Source organism: Pantoea sp. (assembly GCF_028283705.1).
Taxonomy (GTDB): domain Bacteria; phylum Pseudomonadota; class Gammaproteobacteria; order Enterobacterales; family Enterobacteriaceae; genus Pantoea.
The window spans coordinates 159291-178933 of sequence record NZ_JAPWKD010000031.1; the positions used below are offsets into that span (position 1 = coordinate 159291).

Here is a 19643-nt window from a genome sequence, read left to right on the forward strand (position 1 = left end):
CAACAATGACAAAGCTGTCATTTTCGACTGAAGTCGTTGATATCGTCCTTTGGCCCACTAGAATGGCACCGATGAGGGGATGGGTGAGAAAATGAAGATACTGATTGTCGAAGACGAGGTGAAAACAGGGGAATACCTCAGCAAAGGGCTGACCGAGGCGGGGTTTGTGGTCGATCGCGCCGACAACGGCCTCACTGGCTACCATCTGGCGATGACCGCTGAGTACGATTTGATCGTACTGGACATTATGCTGCCCGATGTCAACGGCTGGGATATCGTGCGTATGTTGCGTGCTGCCAGCAAAGGGATGCCGATTCTGCTGCTGACCGCGCTGGGCACCATTGAACATCGCGTAAAGGGACTGGAACTGGGTGCCGATGATTATCTGGTCAAACCCTTTGCCTTTGCCGAGTTGCTGGCGCGTGTCAGAACGCTGCTGCGCCGCGGGGCCAATATTATTCCTGAGAGCCAGTTCCAGCTGGCGGATCTCAACTTTGACCTGGTGTCACGTAAAGTGAGCCGCGCGGGTACCCGCATCACCCTGACCAGCAAAGAATTCACCTTGCTGGAATTCTTTATCCGTCATCGCGGTGAGGTCCTGCCCCGTTCGCTGATTGCCTCGCAGGTGTGGGATATGAATTTTGACAGCGATACCAATGCCATCGATGTTGCGGTTAAACGGCTGCGGGCAAAAATCGATAATGACTTCTCCCCCAAACTGATCCAGACCGTACGCGGCGTCGGTTATGTGCTTGAGGTGCCTGATGAAGATTAAGCGACTGCGCCGTCCTGTGTCGCTTGAAATCCGGCTTACCTTCTTTATCAGTCTCGCCACCATCATTGCCTTCGCCACCGCAGCCTGGATTATGCTGCATTCAGTCCAGAATCACTTTGCCGAACAGGACGTGACCAACCTTAAGCAAATCAACAGCACGCTGACAGCCATTCTGAAAAATCCCGGCGAGACAGAACAGCAAAAAGTGGCGAAAATCGACTCCATTCTCGACAGCTACCGTTATATCTCGGTGATGCTACTCAGCCCGGAAAATCAGGTTTTATACCGCTCGGCAGACGGACCAGACCTGATGTCGCTGGTCCACAGCACAGAAGTTGATTCCGGTGAGGTATTTTTGTGGTCAGACCCGATGGGCGCGCATGCTGCCCACAACGGCAATCGCAGCTACCGGGTGATGGCCACTGCCGTCAGTTCACCGTACAACGGGCACACCAGCACTGATCGGCTGCTGATCGCACTTTCGATTGATTTCCACCTGCACTACCTGGACGCGCTGAAACATAATCTGTTAATCATCGCCTCAGCCATTAGCCTGTTGATTATCCTGATCGTGTTGTTTGCGGTTCACCAGGGTTATCTGCCGTTACGCAACGTCAGCCAACAAATAAACAACATCACCTCGAAAAATCTGGATGTCCGGCTGGAACCGGATAACGTGCCGATTGAGCTGCAACAGTTGGTGATGTCCTTCAACCATATGATTGAACGTATTGAAGATGTCTTCACCCGTCAGGCCAACTTCTCCGCCGATATCGCCCATGAAATCAGAACCCCCATCACCAATCTGGTGACGCAGACGGAAATTGCCCTCAGCCAGCCGCGTACGGTGAAAGAACTGGAGGATGTCCTGTATTCCAGCCTGGAAGAGTACAACCGGATGGCGAAAATGGTCAGCGATATGCTGTTTCTGGCTCAGGCGGATAATAATCAGCTGATCCCGGAACGCATCCCGCTCGATCTGCGCACTGAAACCATCAAGGTGTTTGAGTTTTTTGAAGCCTGGGCGGAAGAACAGCAGGTAGGGCTGACGCTGGCGGGCGACGCGGCGCTGGTTCAGGGTGATCCACTGATGCTGCGTCGCGTTATCAACAACTTACTTTCCAACGCCATTCGCCATACCCCTGCGGGTGAGTCGGTTACCGTTCATCTCCAGCAGCGCGATGTCTGGGTGGAGCTGAGGGTTGAAAATCCAGGCATCCCTATTGCGCCGATGCATCTGGCACGCCTTTTTGACCGGTTTTATCGTGTTGACCCGTCACGCCAGAGAAAAGGCGAAGGCAGCGGCATTGGGCTGGCCATCGTCAAATCAATCGTCACAGCCCATCAGGGGGAGATTCACGTCGCCTCTGATGCGGTATCTACCCGATTTACGTTGTTGTTGCCCAGGATTCAGAGCTGAGCATAAACCAGTCGTGGGATCGGGTCTGTAGCGCCGCGACGGGGCAATGCTATTGCTCACCCATTTCCCATGCAGGGAAATTCTTTTGAATCATTGCCCATGCTGCGCAGGCATGGACATAATGTCTAAGTCTGGCGAACTCAAAACCCTCATATTCCGACATCACTCCGCCCTCTTTTTCTTTTATGACGATCATATCGTCCAGAATGGTTTTTCCCTCTTCCTCCGTTAACCTGTCCTCCTTAATCAAACTGATAACTTCAGTAGCAAAAACCTCTGCAACTTTACCCGTGTAGGGTCGCAAAAAAGCACGGCCAAAGAGCGTTACCTCAAACCAGGCATAACCCACATCTTCAACCACTTTATCGCTGAGTTGCTTAATCATCTCCTGTTTATCCAGCAAACCTGCCCTCAATGCTTCCTTTATAAAAGAGAAATAGTTAGTCAGCAGATGGCAATTTTTATCTGGTAAGCCAGCCAGAAAATTGATGATAGTTTTACCCGCCTCACCTTTTATGGTCAGGAATTCGGCACGTGAATTTTCTGGGACATGTTTGAGACAGAATACGAAATTCTTAACTGGCAACCCCGTGATGGCCGCATAAAACAATTCCTGTTGTAGAATTTGTGTTTTTTCAGTCAGGAAGGTATTGCAGATATTCCTTTGATCTATTCTTTCCTGAAAAAGTGAAAAGCGGCTCCCATCCCAGCGACCTGGAACAGCGGTGAAGTATGACAAGGTATTACCCGGTTCATCGGTCACAAACTCGATGCTATCCCCTTTATTAATGAAGGAAAAAATATCGCATTTTCGTATTTCTGCTGTCTCCTCCAGCTCAGTGGAAAAGTACCCGGTGGTGTGCGTCGGGTCGTAAACCACTATCTGGCAGAGGCCTTTCTGGCAGGAAAGCACCGCCGCCATGGTATGGTGTATCGCAACGGTGAATTCATGCAGATTTTCCTTAATCATATGCGGGCGAGAGTAAATGAGGAACGGTTTAATAAAAACCTTATCACTCTGCATCTTACGCAATTCCGAATAAAAAAATTCGCCCCACAACTGATAATCAACCAGATGATTTTCCTGTCCGTAAGCAAGAATCGCTAATGTTCTTTCCTGGGTATTTTCAGATATTTTATTCGCAATGGATCCTGCATCTTGCGTCGATAAACTCAGCGATTTTATGACCTGTGCAACATCAGGTGTATTTGCCAGAAATACATCAATAAAATTCATGGCAAAATTATTGCATTTTACCGGGGTGGCTGAGTTTAAAAACAACACCGAGTCATCATTGAACTTTGCTTTAACGATATCCAGCCGGGACATTATCGGCTGAAGTGAATTCGTATAAAGGGAAGGTTTATCATTGACATTTTTAACGCTGGTGGCAGGGAAACTGAAATCATCTTCCGCTACCTGGTCAATAACCGCCAGCAAAGAACCTTTCGCAATCGATTCTATCGGCATAGTCGCTCCTTGATTTTTAGGAAATCCATTGCCGGAACCTTACTGCTTACCTCCGTGACATGCTAAATATTCCTGCTTTTATCAGGGTAAAATCAGGAGTCGTCGCGGCACGATGTAGTCCACATCGCACCGCGACGGTTATTGCTCCTTACGCCATGGTTTTCAGCATATGTTGCGCCAGTCGCAGGCTCAGTGCCGCACCGGTCAGTGTCGGGTTCATACAGGATGCTGAAGGCATCACGCTGGTCCCGGCAATCCACATATTCGGATGGTCATGGGTACGGCAATCGCTGTCCACTACCGAGTTTTTCGGATCGTCGCCCATAATGGTGGTGCCCATAATGTGCTGGCGATCCTGATACTTGGTATCGATCGACAAAATTTCCGCGTTCAGCAGTTCGGCGAACTTATGGAAATCCTTGATGCCCTCGTCCTTACCCGCATGCCAGTAATCCGTGACACTGTAATAAATCTCCGGTAACGGAATACCAATCGCATCCTTTTTGGTTTTGCTCGGCGTCACACGGTTTTCCGGCAGCGGCAGCGTTTCAAAATCGATGGCGAAGTTCAGCGAGCGCGCCGACTGGCGGCGAATCTCTTCATCGAGTTTTGACCCCAGTACCCCTTTAGCGATCAGCGACGCGGTGTAATCGGCGGTCGGCACGGTGTTACGCACTTTGATCTTGTAGCTGGGGAAATCCTTGCGGAACGCCCCATCGCGATTATTCAGATACACCAGCAGTTCGGTCGGTCCCTGTCCTGGCCACACATCTTCCGACATCATCACATTCATACTGATGCCGGTATGTCCCATCAGGTTACGTCCTACCTGATCGGAAGAGTTGGCGATACCGTTGGGATATTTTTCCGAGGTGGACATCAGCAACAGCTTCGGTGATTCAATGCCGTAGGCTGCCAGCACAAAATAATCGGCGGTTAAGTGATGTTCCGAACCGTCCGGTTTTTTGTACCAGATACCGGTAATCTTACCGTCGTCTCCGGCTTCGATACGGTACACCACCGCGTTATCCAGCAGTTTCGCACCCAGCCGTTCCGCTTCATCGATATGCATCGAACCGTCGTACTTCGCGGCAATCGGACACACCGGGTTGCAGTTGTTGTTACCAGCGCACATCGGGCGTTTGCCCCACGGCTTAGTCGCGCGGCCGTTCGGCTCCAGCACGGGGTTATAGCCGCCCTTGCCGAGCATTTCTGTCAACCGGTCAAACATATAACTGGTGGGCAGACCGGGCATCGGGAACGGTGTGGAACGCGGTGGCCAGGCTTTACCACCCTGACCGCTTTCGTCCTGGCCATCCATGCCGGACACACCCAGCTCATGTTCTGCTTTGCCGTACCAGGGTTCCAGCTCGTCATAGCCGAACGGCCAGTCACGTCCGCGACCGTACAGCGTGTTGAGTTTGAAATCATTGGGGATCATGCGCCACAGCGCCGACCCAAAGTGCCAGGTGGTGCCGCCCACCACGCGCAGATATTTGGTGGAATATTTCACCGGCCCAATCTGTTGCAGATAATCACCGTAGGTGGAGGGGATATGCGGCGGATTCGGATAAGGTGAGCCGACGCCCTGCAATTTGATGTTGGTTAACGACATCTTGAAGGGCGAGTTACGAAAACGCTCAACAATTTCCTGCCTTGAGACGCGGGGACCGGCCTCAAGAATGATCACCGATTTACCCGCTTTCGCCAGTTGGGTGGCAATCAGTCCGCCCATTACGCCAGAGCCGATGATGATGACATCGGCATCTTTATTTTGTGCACTCATGCGCGTTCTCCTGCTGTTGCCACTTTACCCGGTTCTGTTACCGCCCAGAAAAAAGGTCCGCCGCCGTAGGTCGGCACCACCAGTACGTCACGCGTGGGCAGATACATCAGTGCATCGGCGTAGGCGATCAGCTCCAGATCGCTGCCATCTCCCACCACTCCGGAATACCAGGCGGAGATGATGGTGCGCGCGGTTTGCCAGTCGGCATTATCCTGGCTGGTCGCAGCAAGGAAGTCGTCAACATGAGAAAAATGCTGCTGTTGCAGCAGGGTATGCAATGCATCCAGCTTTTGACTGAATTGTGCATCATGCTTTGTCAGCGCGGCATAGTAGCGCTGGCCGAGGATTGGGCTGACCGGACGACTGACCAGGAAGCTGGAAATTGCCAGGAACGGATTGTCGGCCATCAATTCTGCCGCCCGCCCGCGTGCCGGGAAAATCGTGTTGCACATCGCGCCCAGTGAAAGAATACCCATGCCCTGCAGCAACCGACGCCTTGAGAGCGAAATGTTATGCGCCATGATGTTTTCTCCTGCGCGAAATCGAAACAGCCAGCACAATAATGATCAGGACAACCACGGCACCACCCCAGGTCAGCGGTTGTGCCAGCCGGGCAATCAGCGGAGGTTCGCCGCCGTTACGGATGGTTTTCACCTGTTCAGGTGTAACGTTGAGTTGCGCATTGCCAAAATTTTTCAGCACGTAATTGCTGACATCGGCAATCTGCTGATCGGTCAGACGATCGGTAAAGTAGGCCTCCGGGCCAAAGCCCGGCATATCCACCGGCTTGCCGTTAACCGTGCGATGCACGCCATAAACAATGGTGGCGATCAGGTTATCGGCCTGCGGTGCGCCAGTGGCGGTGTTGTGGAACAGTGAAGGATAGACAGCGTTGCCTGCACCATCCGGCTGATGGCAGTTGGCACAGGTGCTGCTATACACCGCCCAGCCCGGATCAGGGTTTGGCAAGGCGCGCAGCGCAGCTTCATTGACCGCCGGCTTACCCTGGTTATCGCGTGCCGGAAGGCCAGGCTGGCTGACAGCCGGGATCTGGCGCAGATAAGCCACCATCGCGTTGATATCATCATCCGACAGATATTGCAGGCTATGCTCAATCGCTTCAGCCATCGGACCTGCCGCCTGCGCTTTGCCTGCCACATGACCGGTTTTCAGGTATTGCGCGATTTCAGCATCGCTCCAGTTACCAATGCCCGCTTCACGATCCGGGGTGATATTCGGTGCGTACCAGCTGCCGAGGCTACCGCCAGACAGTGCCTTGTCGTTATTCTGCCCCATCAGCGCATTACGTGGCGTATGGCAGGTATCGCAGTGTGCCAGCGCATTCACCAGATAATCACCGCGATTGACGGCCGCCGATTTACCCGCATCCGGGGTAAAACGCTGGTCATCAGCGAACAATAAATTCCACACCATCATGCTGGCGCGAATATTAAACGGGAAAGGCAAATCAGTTTGTGCAGGAACCTTATCGTCCGGTTTCACTCCGTGCATAAAATAAGCATATAACGCATGAATATCGTCATCGCTAATTTTGGCATAGGAGGTATAGGGCATCGCCGGATAAAGATTCTGCCCCTGTTTATTAACACCTTCTCTTACCGCCTTAGCAAAATCCGCCTCGCTATAATTACCAATTCCTGCGATTTTTGATGGCGTGATATTGCTGGAAACGATATTCCCCAGTGGTGAGGAAATAATATATCCCCCACCCATTTCTGCACCATGATCGGGTGCGGTATGGCAGGCTCCACAGTCTGCTGCAATAGCCAGATACTTGCCTTTCGCAATAAGCGCCGCAGAGTCTGTCGCATTTTCAGCATGGGCTGAAAATGTGGCAGACAGCAGAATGCTCAACGCGAAAGGCAGACAACCCCGTCTAACCTTTCTTGCCTTCATTTTAATTGCTTCCGGTAAATAATAATTAGAATAGTTGAAATAATGCGCACATCCCGACAGGTATTCCCTGCCGGGATACACAATAACAGATTTTTGATTACGTTATTTATACACGATCGAAACAAACCTAAACGAAACTACAACAACTCATAATCATTGAACACAATATTTTGATCGCTGGCTGCGGTGATATCGACTTTACCGGGTGAGGTCAGAAACGCATCGCCGGCATGAACCCAGAGTTCCTTAACCCGGTTGGGATGGGCATGATCGGCCAGCAGTATCCGCCCTTCGGTGAAGAACACCCTGACGCCCGGGCCGTGCTGCACATACTCGCCAGTGCTTTCTCCGGGTTTCAGCGTCACCTTCCAACCTTTCACCGTGGGTTTATCCAATACCGGTTGGAAAGCGTCACTGGCGGGACGGGTTGCGCCCCCAAAATGTTGTGGTCCGGGAATATTGATCTCAAACGCCACCTGATGATTGACGTTATTCCCGGTGTTGGTGACTTTATCGGTTTCGGATTTACCCTGATGGGCACCGAATTTGACATTGCCGCTTTTCATTTCGGTGTTATTCGCCGGTTTATCCGGGTATTCGATTTTCACCGTGCTGCCCTCGATATGTGTATTGACATAATCGAGGTGTTGTTCATGAAATAACGTGCTTTGTCCCGGCTGGATAAGTACGCGCATCACGGTGACATATTTGTTTTCCAGGATAACGTGATGCAGTGGTTCAAGATGGGTAGCGACGACGTGTTCCGCCGCATAAGTCGGCATTCCCGTGCTGAAGGCAGCAGAAAATAAAGCCGCACACAGCAGCGCCGGACGAATGTTAGCCATAAGAACTCCTTGTTTAACGCATGAGAACATTAATAACCGGACATAACTTATTTATTCGACGATAGTCACCCAATTCGCACCGGCACCGGTTGGAACGCGCTCAATTAAAGACAGCTTGCCGCTTTGCTGATCGATGGAATATAGCGCGACCTTATCCGACTTCTGTCCGGATTCGATTAAATAGTGACCGCTATTATCAATAGCAAAGCCACGCGGCTGAGTTTCGGTTTGCGTGCTGTTAATCAATTGCAGTCGGCCATCTTCTGGCGATACCCGAAATGCGGTGATATGGCTGCTGGTCCGTTCGGTGGAATACAGGAAACGGCCATCGGGGGTGATATGGATATCTGCCTGCCACAGGCGCGGTTTTGCCGATTTGGGCAAATCGTCGTCACCGGTTAATGGGCGCGCCTCACCGCGCTGCATATCGCGGGCGATGGCCGGATCGAGTGACGGCGTGGCCTCATGCTCGGTCATGGTGCCGTCATCATTCAGCGTCAGGCGCGAGATATTACCTGCCATCTCGGTCAGCAGATACATGTTTTGCTGTCCGGCCCGATCGCGCTGGGGCGCAAAGACAAAATGGCGTGGGCCGGTGGCGGCTTCGCGCTGGATATTCACAAAAGCGGGAGAATTCGCACTGACCTTGCCGCTGGCCGCGTCAAAGCGGAACTGTAACAGCTGATCCGCGCCTAACAGAGGTACAAACAGGAAGCGGTTGCTGGGGTCAGTCTGGATTGCATGGGCACGTTTGCCGGTGTGCACCACCTGCACCGGGGCACTTTCCACCTTACCATCCGCCGCGATGCGGTTGATGCTGAACAGATCGCCACCATAAGATGACGACAGCAAAAAGCGACCAGTTTTATCCAGCGCCACATAAGCCATCGCTTCTGGCAGCGGCGTATCGGCGAAATGGCTGAGTTTGCCATCCGCAGCAATATGCCATGCCGAGACGTGATAAGGCTTGCTGCGTACCGAGACATACAGCGTCTTTTTATCGTGCGATACCACCATCAGCATACTTTTCAGGCCGGTCGGATACTCGCCGATCGGTTGCAGGTGGTGATGAGCCTTATCCAGTTGATACGCCGTGACGGTGCCGCTGTCACCATTCGAGACATAGACGTAGCTCGGTGTTTCCTGTGCCATCAGTGATGTAGCAAAAAGCATCATACCTGCCGCCATTAACGTTTTTTTCATCGTCTTCTCTTTATATCGTCTGCTCGTTGTAGGGTACAGCGTGAGTTACCAGCGGGTATTGAAGTGCGCGCACAGCTCCTGCACTGCTGCATCGGCCAGCGCGGCGGGTTTATCCAGGCAGTTCAGCCACAGGCGCGCGGTTTCTTCCAGCTCCTCCAGAGCAAAGCTGGCGGCCGAAACCGATGCACCCCAGATAACCGGCCCCAGGCGTTCCAGCATCACCCCGCGCACCTCATTCGCCAGTCCGGCCACCTGCTCTGCCACCGCCGGATGGCCGGGACGCTGGTAGCCGATGAGCGGTATGCGCCCCACTTTCATTACCTGATAGGGCGTCAGCGGCGGCAGAATGCTGTCGCGCTGCCATACCCCGGCCAGCGTCAGCTGCACCAGATGGGTCGAATGGGTATGCACCACCCCCTGCGCTTCGGTATTGCGGTCATAAATCTGACGATGCAACAGCAGGGTTTTCGATGGCTTATCGCCGGACACCCACTCACCGTCCAGACTGACTTTGGCAATGCGCGCAGGCTCCAGGTGACCAAGGCAGGCATCGGTGGGGGTGATCAGCCAGCCATCTTCCAGCCGCGCACTGATGTTACCCGCCGTTCCGGTGGTGTAGCCACGGTTGAACAGGTCAGCACCGACCTGGACAATCTCCTCACGGATCTGATTTTCACTTTTCATAACAGCTCTCCTTTTTTGCTGGCGGTTGTCACAACATCAACGTCGTCAGCAGGGGTGAGTTTGAGGGGTTCGATTTTTCCCATGATAAACATGAAGTTAACAGCACCCAGCAAACAGATGCCGCCCGCCACCAGCAATGGCACCACGAAAGATCCGTGGCTCAGGGTCAGCATCAGGCCGGTAAAGGAGGCCGTGACAATCCCGGCGAGATTACCGGCGAAGTTCTGGATACCACCGAGCGTAGCCACATAACCGGAAGCCGGTGCCACATCGGCGGGTAAGGTCCAGATATTGGCGGCGGTGAATGCCAGACCGGCATAGGTCAGCGAGAACAGCGTCAGGATCACCGCGATGCTGTCGGTAAAGGCAGCGAAAGCAATCACCGACGACAGCAGCATCCCGGCAATCAGGCAGGTTTTGCGTGCGGTGGTGAGGCTGAAGCCTTTGCGGTACAACCAGTCGGACACGACGCCGCCTAACAGGCTGCCGGGGATACCCATTAGCGCCGGGATCGCGCCGAGCGTACCCAGTTCTTTCAGCGAGAAGCCGTGTGCCATGGTCAGATAAGTCGGGAACCAGGTGACAAAGAAATAGGTGGCGAAGTTCATGCAGAAGAAGCCAATCATCATGCCCCACACCGTGCGGTAGCGGAACAGCGCGCCGATTTTCACACTGGCATTGGCGCTCACTGTCGGTGCGGCGCGATCTTCCAGCAGGTTCTGGCGTTCAGCATCGTTCAGCCCCTTCATATCCTCCGGTTCACGGTAGAACGCCAGCCAGATCACCACCCACACCAGACCCAGCGCCCCGGTGACCACAAAGGAGGTTTCCCAGTCCCAGGTACTGATCAGCCAGGCCACCAGCGGCAACGCCAGCGCACTCCCCGCACGCGGACCCGCATCAAAAATGCCGCTGGCTGTCGCACGTTCTTTCTTCGCAAACCAGTTGTAGACCACCTTGGCGCAACCCGGATAACCACCGGATTCGCCCACACCTAGCATCAGGCGAGCCGCAAAAAGCGAGGTGAAACCTTTACCAAAGGCGGTAAACACGGTAAATAGCGACCACCAGCCCACGGCCAGCGCCAGCCCGACGCGGGTACCCAGTTTGTCGATAATGCGACCCGCCGGGATTTGCAGCAGGGCGTAAGTCCAGAAAAAGGCTCCGAGGATCAGCCCCATGCTGACATCATCCAGCCCGAGATCGGCTTTGATATGCGGCGCAGCGATCGCGAGGTTGATACGGTCAATATAGTTAATGGCGATGGCGAAAAAGCAGAACACGATCATCAGCCAGCGAATACGTGGATATCTGCGCATGGTGAATTCCTTTATGATTTATTTATGAGTAACAAGAGGTTCTGCTGCCGCACGGCGGTCATCAGAGGCTGTTTGTTTACCAAATGGGGTGAGAAGTCATAAAACCGTTAATTAAACGTGAGCAGGCCACCCCAACCTGATAACATGAGGTAAAAAGTAAGCGATTACAAAATGGAGTCAAGCCAAAAGTAAGCGCTTTCAAAATTGCAGGGCGTTTGTCTGCGAATTTTGTGGACAAGCTCACTGTTTCAACAGGAGTGACTTGATGAGTGAAAAGCAGAATGGATCTGGACGCGTCTCGCTGGAGGATGTCGCACGCTTGTCTGGCGTCTCCACCGCGACCGTATCACGCGTACTGAACGGCAGCGATACCGTCAAAGCCAAAAGCCGGGCGGCGGTGGAAAAGGCGTGTGAAGAACTGGGATATGTGATTAACCGCGCCGCACGCACGCTGGCTTCGCGCCGCAGCATGACGATTGGTGCCGTGGTGCCGACGCTGGCCACCGAAACCTTCTCACGCCCGCTGGCGGCGTTTCAGCAGTTAATCCACGACGCGGGTTATACGCTGCTGCTGGCCAACTCCAATTTCGACCCTGATACCGAGCTGAAAGAAGTTAACAAACTGATTGAATACGGCATTGATGGCCTGATGCTGGTGGGCCATACCCATCATCCGAAGTTATGGGAGCGCATCAACGCGCAGGATCTGCCCTGCGTGCAAACTTTTTCCCAGGATAGCGAGAAACCCTGCGTAGGATACGACAGCGAGGGGGCCGCCCAGACCATTGCCAGCCATTTGCTGGCGCTGGGACATACCCGCTTTGGGGTGATTGTCGGCACGCCGCCTTCGAACGATCGTATCTCCGATCGTCTGTACGGCACGCGCAAAGCGCTGGCAGCACAGGGCCTGACCCTGCCGGAAAGCCATCTGATTGATAACGCCTACAGCATGAACGATGCGCGCAAAGCGGTTTTCCGTCTGCTGGACAGCCCGGAACCGCCCACCGCCATCATCTGTGGTAACGATCTGCTGGCTTTTGGTGCGATGCGCGCCGCCAGCGAGCGCTATCTGCGTATTCCTAACGACATCTCCATCGTTGGTTTCAACGATTACGAATACGCCGAGCATCTGGAACATCCGCTGACCACCATGCGCGTCGATCTGGCGTCGATTGGCACCCACGCGGCTGAATACCTGCTGGCAACGCTGAATAATCAGCCGGCACAACGGCATACGCTGATCCAAACGGAACTGATTGTGCGGGGCAGCAGCGGCTCCGTGCCCCGCCAGGAACGTTAACTGCGGCTCACCAGCCCAAAATGGCTGAAAACATCCGTCACCGCCGGTGTTTTCAGCCAGGCCAGCAATATCTCTGCCGCCTCACGCTGTTGCACCGTAGCCAGCAGCGCCGCCGACAGCGAGATAGGTTGCTGTACCTCCGCTGGCAGCGGCCCGACGATCTCAATCCCTTCCACCATCAATAGCTCGCTGATTTGCTGCACGGCCACATCCGCCTTCCCGTTCACCAGTTGTTCGGCGGTAAAGCCCGCCGGGATTACTGTGCCCGTGGCGCGGAGCGCGTCGTCAATGCCCAGCGTCTTCAGCAGGCCGGAAAAATAAATACCGCTGGCCCCGGCTTCTGACCACGCCACCGAACGTGCCGCCAGCAGCGATTGCACCAGCGCCTGGGTATCATGAATCGGCGGTTTTGGCGCACCCGCCAGCACTGCCAGCCCGATCGGCGAATCCACCAGCTCGATGCGGCTTGCCGTTTCCGCCCGTGCGGATTGGGTTAAGCGGTCCAGCGTCTCCACCGTGGCGATCACCACATCCGCCGCCTGCCCGGCGTTGATCTGCTGCTCAATCACGGTGCTCGGATGCCAGCGGAACTGAAGCGCGATCTGCGGATACGCTGCCTGCCATAAACGGGCAAGGCGCTCGAACGGCGCACTCAGCGCCAACGCACTGTAGATGTGCAAAGTCACCATCATCCCTCCTCACGGGCAAATAACGGGGCGCGACGCAGCAATGATTTGTCCAGCTGATCCGGACGTGTCACGCCAATGAGCGCCATATCGCGATCAATTTCATCCCGCAGAATATGCATGCCATGTTCAATACCCGCCTGTGCGCCAATCACTGCGCCATACAGCCACGGGCGCCCAAGAAAGACAAAATCCGCGCCGAGAGCCATAGCTTTCATCACGTCAGTGCCACGCCGGATACCGCTGTCGATAATCACCTTCATATCCCCTTTGGCGGCGGCGATTTCCGCCAGGGTGTGCAGAGGCGGCACGGTATGATCGAGCTGGCGGCCACCGTGGTTGGAGAGGATGACCGCATCCGCACCAAGGTCGCGGGCGATAAAGGCATCGTCCGGCGACATCAAGCCTTTGATCACCAGATTGCCGCGCCATTTTTTGCGGATCGCTTCGACATGCTTCCAGCTCAGTTTGTCACGGGCGTTGGTGTTACGCACTTTGCTGGACATCATCGGTGGCCCACGTTCCGCATCGGTATTTTCAAAATGCGGTGCGCCATGGCGCAGAAACGTCTGGGCCACGGTGCCCAACAGCCAGCGCGGGCTTAACGCGCTCTGCCACATCACTTTTGGGGTGAGTTTGATCGGCATACTGAAGCCGCTACGGGTGTTGTGCTCGCGATTGCCAAGCATTGGGGTATCGCCGGTGACCACCAGCGTCTGGTAACCGGCGCGTGCGACGCGGTCCACCAGACGATCAATACGTGGCTGATCTCCGGCCAGATACGCCTGAAACCAGGCATTGGGGTTCTCAGCGATCACATCTTCCAGTGGGATCAGCGACGATGCGCTGAGAATCATCGGCACGTTCATCGCGCGGGCAGCGCGGGCCAGCATGATATCGGCACGATAGCTGACAAACGAGGCACCACCCAGCGGCGCAACACCAAACGGATGGGACCAGTTATGGCCGAGCAGGCTGACACTTTGGTCGCGTCCCGAGACGTCACGAAACATGCGCGGCACAAAAACATACTGCTGATACGCCTCATAACAGGCCGCGATACCGCGTCCGGTTTCTACCCCACCCGCCACGTATTGATAAATCATATTCGGTAAGCGCTTGCGCGCGTGCCGTTCGAAATCTTCCAGTGCCAGCAGGTCGCGGAAGGGTCGTGGCACCGTATTGGCCGGACGGGTCTGCGCCTGTGGGGTTACCACCGCATCTAACGATGTCGTCTCTCCATGTGTTGTCATATTGCGCTCTCAGCGTGTAAGCGATTTCAAATTGCGCACTCAGGTGAATGCATCCCACGCTAATCCTGACAGGAATTGAGTTTTTTTATGTGATCGCTGTCACCTTACGAGTAATTTTGTAAGCCCTTACATTTTCATGTCGCGCAAGTTATGGTGTTGTAGCACCTCAGCGCAACTCTTCCGCGACGGGAATAAAAGATGACAACACGAATTGTTTTACTGCACGCGACACCGGTAGCCATGGCACCGGTGCAGAACGCGTTTAAAGATAACTGGCCTGAAGCCGAAGTGGTGAATCTGCTTGATGACGGCCTGACCCTTGACCGGTCGAAAGAAGATCAGTTGTCACCTGCCCTGACCGATCGCTTCGTCACCCTCGGGCGCTACGGCTACGCCATGCAGGCACAGGGGATTCTGGTAACCTGTTCCGCATTCGGCCCGGCGATCGATGCCCTGGCGGCCAGCGTGCCGGTTCCGGTGCTGAAACCTAACGAAGCGATGTTTGAAGCCGCACTGCAACAGGGTCAGCGCATTGGCATGCTGGCAACGTTCGGACCTTCACTCGGCACCATGACGCAGGAGTTCGACCACTACGCGTCATTAATCGGCTCGACGGCGACACTGGAGAGCGTGCTGGTACCCGATGCCATCGACCTGCTGCGTAAAGGCGATGTCGCCAGCCATAACCGCCTGGTGGCCGCCGCCGCTCCTCAGCTCAGCCATTGCGATGTGATTATGCTGGCGCACTTCTCCACCTCGCAGGCGGCGGAAGCAGTCCGCCGCCAGGTTACGGTTCCGGTACTGACGGCACCCCATGCGGCGGTCGATAAGATGAAGCTGCAGGTAACAGGAGCGGCATCATGTTAATTGGGGTGATTGCAGATGATTTTACCGGTGCCAGCGATATCGCCGTGACCTTCACCAAAGGTCTGCCGGGTGAAGGCGGGCTGCGCACCACGCAATATCTTGGCCTGCAACAACAACCGGCATCACCGGATGTTGAGGTCGGTGTGGTGGCGCTGAAATCTCGCTCGCTACCCGCCGCAGAGGCGGTGCAACAGTCACTGGCCGCCTGCAACTGGCTGCTGGATCAGGGTTGCGAGCAGATCGTGTTTAAATATTGCTCCACCTTTGATTCTACCGATGAAGGAAATATCGGTCCGGTGCTGGATGCGCTGGCCGCCAGGCTGGACGCGCCGCGCGTGATTGTCTGCCCGGCGTTTCCGGCCATGGGCCGCACCCTGTATCAGGGGCATTTGTTTGTCCGTGATCGCCTGCTGAATGAGTCCGGCATGGAACATCATCCCCTCACCCCAATGACCGATGCCGATATCCGCCGGGTGCTGGCCCGTCAGGCGAAAACCCCGGTAGGTTTTATCAGCTGGCAGCAGGTAGTCCAGGGTAGCGAAGCGATTCGTCAGGCGCTGCATAACGGCGATCCGGCGCTACTGGTGACCGATGCGATCACCGATCATGATTTAACGCTGATCGGTATCGCCGCCGCCGGGTCACGCCTGGTCAGTGGCGGTTCCGGTATCGCCACCGCGTTGCCTCATAACTTTATTCAGGCGGGCAAAGCCCAGGGAGGCCAGACGGAACCCCCTTCTCTGCCGGGACCGGGGGCGATTCTGGTAGGCAGCTGTTCAGGAGCCACCCTCGGGCAGATAGCGGAGCATCAGCGCCATTGGGCGGTGCTGCCAATCGCCCTTGATGCCGTGATGGCGGGCAGCGTGGGACCGGATGACCTGGTGGCCTTTATAAGTGCCAACCTGGATAAATACCCGCTGGTTTATTCTTCCGGCGATCCCGACACCATCAAAAGCGCGCAGCAACGCTATGGTCAGCACGCAATATCGGCTGCGCTGGATCAGCTGTTTGGTGAAACCGCTAAAAAACTGGTTCATGCAACCGGAATACAACGCCTGGTGGTGGGGGGTGGCGAAACCTCGGGCGCGGTGGTTAGCGCACTTAATCTCGGCCAACTGCGGGTCGGTGCTGAAATCGATCCTGGCGTCCCGGCGTTATTCTCCGGCGGAGAAAAACCACTGGCGCTGGCGCTAAAATCTGGCAACTTTGGCCGGGTGAGTTTTTTCCAGCATGCGCTGGACAGGCTGGCTGGGAAAGAGTTGATTTGAGATCAAGCATACAAAAAACCCGCTCACCGGGTTTTTTGGCTTTAAAGCGTTGTTATACACCCCTCGCAAAAATAACCGATAAGCGACATGAGTCGCCCTTAACTTTCTTGAATTGAGAGGTCTATATGGCACTTCTTAAGTCGTTAAATCCGCCAGCAGATAGATTTTTCTCATATGATTTCAGACTGTTTTTAATATTTATCGAAACCATTAACTAAAATCACTACTCCAGACTTCCCGCCAGCCCGCGTCTTCTCTGTCGATCACAATAAACAGAAAGGATCTTTTTTGACACAACTGACATTAAAGATCCTCGCCAACGTTTGAACTTTCTCACAACAATAAATGATGAATTTGTGCTGCAACCGTTGAAACGTTGTAATTCACATCAACTTAGCATTAAAATTGTCTCACTACTTACAGGATGTTTCGCAGAGAAAGTTAAAACTAACACTCAACGTACTTTATTCTACAGCGAGGTTGTGTTGTACTCTCGGCACAGAAATGTAAGGATAGCGTCTCTACCTATAATTGCGTTGTATAAATTAACATAACCTCATTTTATTCGTTCAACGACACAGATTTTTTTGGGAGAAGTCCATGAGTGATTCACTTAAGGCGTTAAATAACATTCGTACTCTGCGCGCCCAGGCGCGTGAATTTCCGCTCAGCGAGCTGGAAGAAATGCTGGAGAAGCTCACCATTATCGTGACTGAACGTCGCGATGAGAGCCAGGCAGAAGAAGCCGCCGTACGTGAGAAAGCGGAAAAACTGGCGAAGTATCGTGACCTGCTGCTGGGTGACGGTATCGACCCGAACGAATTATTAGGTGCATTGCAGGCAGCGGGTAAAACCCGTAGCAAACGCGCGCCGCGTCCAGCGAAGTATAAATATACTGACGAAGACGGTCAGGAGAAAAACTGGACGGGTCAGGGGCGTACCCCTGCGGTGATTAAAGCCGCTATCGAAAGTGGTAAATCCCTGGACGACTTCCTGATCTAATTGCCGATCACGTCGATCCTCAAATGATAAAATGTGGGCTGCCCAGCCCACATTACTTTTTTCCCTGGCTGATTAGGATTATTACCTGCTTTACTCGCGCTGGCGCACATTGTAATGTTTCGGTTAGCGAAAGATTGAAGTATGACCGGTATAAACATAAATAGTCGGTGACCACCCATGCACGCGCTGCTTACTTCTCTTAGGTTCCCCTCACCTTTTGACCAGGTTAAATCGTTAAGCCCATTTCAGGCCGATATCATAAAAACTATTGCCCTGGCAGCGATGTTAGCTGATCACATCAACACCATTTTATTAAATGGTCGCAGCGCGTTACTCTCGGCCATCGGCCATATTGCCTTTCCTTTATTTACCATTATCTGGGCCGCCAATCTGCCGGATGACGCCGTACGTCTGCGTCAGCGCGCCAGACGTCTCTGGTTATGGGCAATGGCAACCCAGCCGTTATTCTGGCTGGCGTTTATGATGAAAGGTCAATCCTGGCTGGCACTGAATATTTTGTTTGCCTATGCCGGTTGTACGCAGATGCTGAGCTGGGCGTCCCGCTGGGGTGTCAATGGCGCAATGGCCGGGCTGGCGGTGCTGCTGATGCTGGCGTGGCCACTGACACCGGCAAGCTACGGCATTCCCGGTGTGGTATTTTGCCTGCTGTGTATGGCCGCCCGCTGCATCAGTGCCGTGGCAGAAAGCCGGTTGTTTTTATTGCTGGTGCTGGCGGCGCTGGCCTGGCTGAATACGCCGGGCAGCGGCTATGAAAACACCTTCATGTATGATCTGCTACCCACGCTGGCGGTGCCGTTGCTGATTATCGCGGCAGTGGCCGCCCTGCCGCATATCTCGGCCACGCGACTCTGGCCGCGGCGCTTCTTCTATCATGCTTATGCCGGACACCTTACCCTGCTCGGCGTGCTGGCGGTGATGCCGGTACGCGTTTAACGGCTGATCTCGCCACCGTACCCCGTCACCGTCAATGACTCCGCAGTGATATCCACTATCGCAAAAGGTGCAGCATCAGGGCCATCCAGCATCCCCTTCAGGGTGATAAATTCCGTATTACCGCTACGGGCATAACCACCGCGATGATCATGTCCGGCGAAACACGCGCGCACGCCGTAATCACTGAACAACTGCGCCAGCTGGGTACCATTCCAAAGGATATGTTTCTTATGCGGTGCCAGAGGATAATGACCAAACACCACCACCTGCTCGCCACAGGCCTGCGCATCCTGCAATTGTTGTTCAAGCCACTGCCACTGCTGGCGGCCTACTGCGCCATTCCACGGCTGCGCCTGGGGTTGTTCACGCGCCATTAAATCGGCCAGCCATAATTCGGCCTGCTGGCGTTCCTCACCCAGGCAATAAAAGCTGATGTCATTACCGTCGTAAAACACAAAGCGCCAGCCCTGGAGACGGAAAGCGTAATAACTTTTCGGCAACGCCGCGGCGTCTTTGAGATGTCCGATGATGGTCTGGGCATCATGGTTACCTATTACCACCGCATGGGGGTGTTGCAGCGCCTGATAGAGCGGCAGCAACCTGGCATAGCTTTCCCAATGACGATCAACCAAATCGCCCAGCGTCACCACAAAATCCAGCGGCTGTTGGTTAAGTTGATCAATCACGCCTGGCAGTTTGTGCAACGCGTGACGATAGTAAAGGTTATTTTCGCAGTCCGTATCCACGTCGGCATACTGCGGATCGGCAATCAAACCAAAACGCAACCGGGTGGGATCCAGCATAGCCGGACGTAAGGCGGGCAGTTGATAAAGCTGACTGACGTCACCCAATAATTCACGCTGCTGCTGCGTGAAGGGAACAGGAAATGCCAT

General features: G+C 54.3%; 18 protein-coding genes. 7 read left to right on the forward strand and 11 right to left on the reverse strand.

The window, feature by feature from the left end:
- The first annotated feature begins 91 nt into the window (after positions 1–91).
- Complete coding sequence (locus PW844_RS22655) at positions 92–775, forward strand: copper/silver response regulator transcription factor (RefSeq protein WP_299456615.1); 684 nt, start codon at positions 92–94, stop codon at positions 773–775.
- Positions 765–2195, forward strand: a complete 1431-nt coding sequence (locus PW844_RS22660; protein WP_299456617.1) for a Cu(+)/Ag(+) sensor histidine kinase — start codon at positions 765–767, stop codon at positions 2193–2195. The genes PW844_RS22655 and PW844_RS22660 overlap by 11 nt, the downstream gene beginning before the upstream one ends.
- 49 nt (positions 2196–2244) lie before the next feature.
- Here PW844_RS22660 and PW844_RS22665 read toward each other — a convergent pair whose 3' ends face one another.
- From PW844_RS22665 to PW844_RS22700, 8 genes are all read right to left on the reverse strand, one after another.
- Positions 2245–3666, reverse strand: a complete 1422-nt coding sequence (locus tag PW844_RS22665) for a hypothetical protein (protein WP_299456619.1) — start codon at positions 3664–3666, stop codon at positions 2245–2247.
- Positions 3667–3814: 148 nt separating this feature from the next.
- Entirely contained in the window at positions 3815–5452 is a 1638-nt protein-coding gene (locus PW844_RS22670; RefSeq protein ID WP_299456621.1) for a GMC family oxidoreductase, read from the reverse strand.
- Positions 5449–5973, reverse strand: a complete 525-nt coding sequence (locus tag PW844_RS22675; RefSeq protein ID WP_299456623.1) for a sugar dehydrogenase complex small subunit — start codon at positions 5971–5973, stop codon at positions 5449–5451. Before PW844_RS22675 ends, PW844_RS22670 begins: the two co-directional genes overlap by 4 nt.
- Positions 5963–7369: a c-type cytochrome gene (locus tag PW844_RS22680; RefSeq protein WP_299456625.1), complete on the reverse strand. Its 1407-nt coding sequence runs from the start codon at positions 7367–7369 to the stop codon at positions 5963–5965. The genes PW844_RS22675 and PW844_RS22680 overlap by 11 nt, the downstream gene beginning before the upstream one ends.
- Before the next feature lie 137 nt (positions 7370–7506).
- Positions 7507–8214, reverse strand: coding sequence for a hypothetical protein (locus PW844_RS22685; protein ID WP_299456628.1), 708 nt, complete (start codon positions 8212–8214; stop codon positions 7507–7509).
- 51 nt (positions 8215–8265) lie between these two features.
- On the reverse strand, positions 8266–9417 hold the full coding sequence (locus PW844_RS22690; protein ID WP_299456630.1) for a beta-propeller fold lactonase family protein: 1152 nt from the start codon (positions 9415–9417) through the stop codon (positions 8266–8268).
- A gap of 45 nt (positions 9418–9462) precedes the next feature.
- Positions 9463–10101, reverse strand: coding sequence for an aldolase (locus PW844_RS22695; RefSeq protein ID WP_299456632.1), 639 nt, complete (start codon positions 10099–10101; stop codon positions 9463–9465).
- The gene (locus tag PW844_RS22700; RefSeq protein WP_299456634.1) at positions 10098–11420 is read right to left on the reverse strand and encodes an MFS transporter; all 1323 of its coding nucleotides are present in this window, start codon (positions 11418–11420) and stop codon (positions 10098–10100) included. The genes PW844_RS22695 and PW844_RS22700 overlap by 4 nt, the downstream gene beginning before the upstream one ends.
- Positions 11421–11685: 265 nt before the next feature.
- Here PW844_RS22700 and PW844_RS22705 point away from each other — a divergent pair, with 265 nt between their 5' ends.
- Positions 11686–12720 (forward strand): LacI family DNA-binding transcriptional regulator, encoded by a 1035-nt coding sequence (locus PW844_RS22705; RefSeq protein ID WP_299456636.1) that lies wholly within the window; start codon positions 11686–11688, stop codon positions 12718–12720.
- Here the strand turns inward: PW844_RS22705 and PW844_RS22710 are convergent.
- Entirely contained in the window at positions 12717–13412 is a 696-nt protein-coding gene (locus tag PW844_RS22710; protein ID WP_299456638.1) for a substrate-binding domain-containing protein, read from the reverse strand. The two genes, PW844_RS22705 and PW844_RS22710, sit on opposite strands and share 4 nt — an antisense overlap.
- The gene (locus PW844_RS22715; RefSeq protein ID WP_299456640.1) at positions 13409–14659 is read right to left on the reverse strand and encodes an alpha-hydroxy acid oxidase; all 1251 of its coding nucleotides are present in this window, start codon (positions 14657–14659) and stop codon (positions 13409–13411) included. The genes PW844_RS22710 and PW844_RS22715 overlap by 4 nt, the downstream gene beginning before the upstream one ends.
- Before the next feature lie 198 nt (positions 14660–14857).
- Between PW844_RS22715 and PW844_RS22720 the strand changes: the two genes are divergently transcribed.
- The 4 genes from PW844_RS22720 (at position 14858) to PW844_RS22735 (ending at position 18750) form a co-directional block, all read left to right on the forward strand.
- Entirely contained in the window at positions 14858–15526 is a 669-nt protein-coding gene (locus tag PW844_RS22720; RefSeq protein ID WP_299456642.1) for an aspartate/glutamate racemase family protein, read from the forward strand.
- On the forward strand, positions 15520–16794 hold the full coding sequence (gene otnK, locus PW844_RS22725; RefSeq protein WP_299456644.1) for a 3-oxo-tetronate kinase: 1275 nt from the start codon (positions 15520–15522) through the stop codon (positions 16792–16794). The genes PW844_RS22720 and otnK overlap by 7 nt, the downstream gene beginning before the upstream one ends.
- 600 nt (positions 16795–17394) lie before the next feature.
- Positions 17395–17796: an H-NS family nucleoid-associated regulatory protein gene (locus PW844_RS22730; protein ID WP_299456646.1), complete on the forward strand. Its 402-nt coding sequence runs from the start codon at positions 17395–17397 to the stop codon at positions 17794–17796.
- Positions 17797–17973: 177 nt separating this feature from the next.
- Positions 17974–18750 (forward strand): TraX family protein, encoded by a 777-nt coding sequence (locus PW844_RS22735; protein WP_299456649.1) that lies wholly within the window; start codon positions 17974–17976, stop codon positions 18748–18750.
- Here the strand turns inward: PW844_RS22735 and PW844_RS22740 are convergent.
- Entirely contained in the window at positions 18747–19643 is an 897-nt protein-coding gene (locus PW844_RS22740) for a metallophosphoesterase (RefSeq protein WP_299456651.1), read from the reverse strand. The genes PW844_RS22735 and PW844_RS22740 overlap by 4 nt on opposite strands.

What these genes read in the sequence shown, in the direction of transcription:
- PW844_RS22660 (WP_299456617.1), top strand. Translation starts at nt 765, where the DNA reads ATGAAGATTAAGCGACTGCGCCGTCCTGTGTCGCTTGAAATCCGGCTT.
- PW844_RS22710 (WP_299456638.1), bottom strand. Translation starts at nt 13,412, where the DNA reads ATGATGGTGACTTTGCACATCTACAGTGCGTTGGCGCTGAGTGCGCCG.
- PW844_RS22680 (WP_299456625.1), bottom strand. Translation starts at nt 7,369, where the DNA reads ATGAAGGCAAGAAAGGTTAGACGGGGTTGTCTGCCTTTCGCGTTGAGC.
- otnK (WP_299456644.1), top strand. Translation starts at nt 15,520, where the DNA reads ATGTTAATTGGGGTGATTGCAGATGATTTTACCGGTGCCAGCGATATC.
- PW844_RS22715 (WP_299456640.1), bottom strand. Translation starts at nt 14,659, where the DNA reads ATGACAACACATGGAGAGACGACATCGTTAGATGCGGTGGTAACCCCA.
- PW844_RS22730 (WP_299456646.1), top strand. Translation starts at nt 17,395, where the DNA reads ATGAGTGATTCACTTAAGGCGTTAAATAACATTCGTACTCTGCGCGCC.
- PW844_RS22740 (WP_299456651.1), bottom strand. Translation starts at nt 19,643, where the DNA reads ATGGCATTTCCTGTTCCCTTCACGCAGCAGCAGCGTGAATTATTGGGT.
- PW844_RS22665 (WP_299456619.1), bottom strand. Translation starts at nt 3,666, where the DNA reads ATGCCGATAGAATCGATTGCGAAAGGTTCTTTGCTGGCGGTTATTGAC.
- PW844_RS22670 (WP_299456621.1), bottom strand. Translation starts at nt 5,452, where the DNA reads ATGAGTGCACAAAATAAAGATGCCGATGTCATCATCATCGGCTCTGGC.
- PW844_RS22700 (WP_299456634.1), bottom strand. Translation starts at nt 11,420, where the DNA reads ATGCGCAGATATCCACGTATTCGCTGGCTGATGATCGTGTTCTGCTTT.
- PW844_RS22735 (WP_299456649.1), top strand. Translation starts at nt 17,974, where the DNA reads ATGCACGCGCTGCTTACTTCTCTTAGGTTCCCCTCACCTTTTGACCAG.
- PW844_RS22720 (WP_299456642.1), top strand. Translation starts at nt 14,858, where the DNA reads ATGACAACACGAATTGTTTTACTGCACGCGACACCGGTAGCCATGGCA.
- PW844_RS22685 (WP_299456628.1), bottom strand. Translation starts at nt 8,214, where the DNA reads ATGGCTAACATTCGTCCGGCGCTGCTGTGTGCGGCTTTATTTTCTGCT.
- PW844_RS22690 (WP_299456630.1), bottom strand. Translation starts at nt 9,417, where the DNA reads ATGAAAAAAACGTTAATGGCGGCAGGTATGATGCTTTTTGCTACATCA.
- PW844_RS22695 (WP_299456632.1), bottom strand. Translation starts at nt 10,101, where the DNA reads ATGAAAAGTGAAAATCAGATCCGTGAGGAGATTGTCCAGGTCGGTGCT.
- PW844_RS22675 (WP_299456623.1), bottom strand. Translation starts at nt 5,973, where the DNA reads ATGGCGCATAACATTTCGCTCTCAAGGCGTCGGTTGCTGCAGGGCATG.
- PW844_RS22655 (WP_299456615.1), top strand. Translation starts at nt 92, where the DNA reads ATGAAGATACTGATTGTCGAAGACGAGGTGAAAACAGGGGAATACCTC.
- PW844_RS22705 (WP_299456636.1), top strand. Translation starts at nt 11,686, where the DNA reads ATGAGTGAAAAGCAGAATGGATCTGGACGCGTCTCGCTGGAGGATGTC.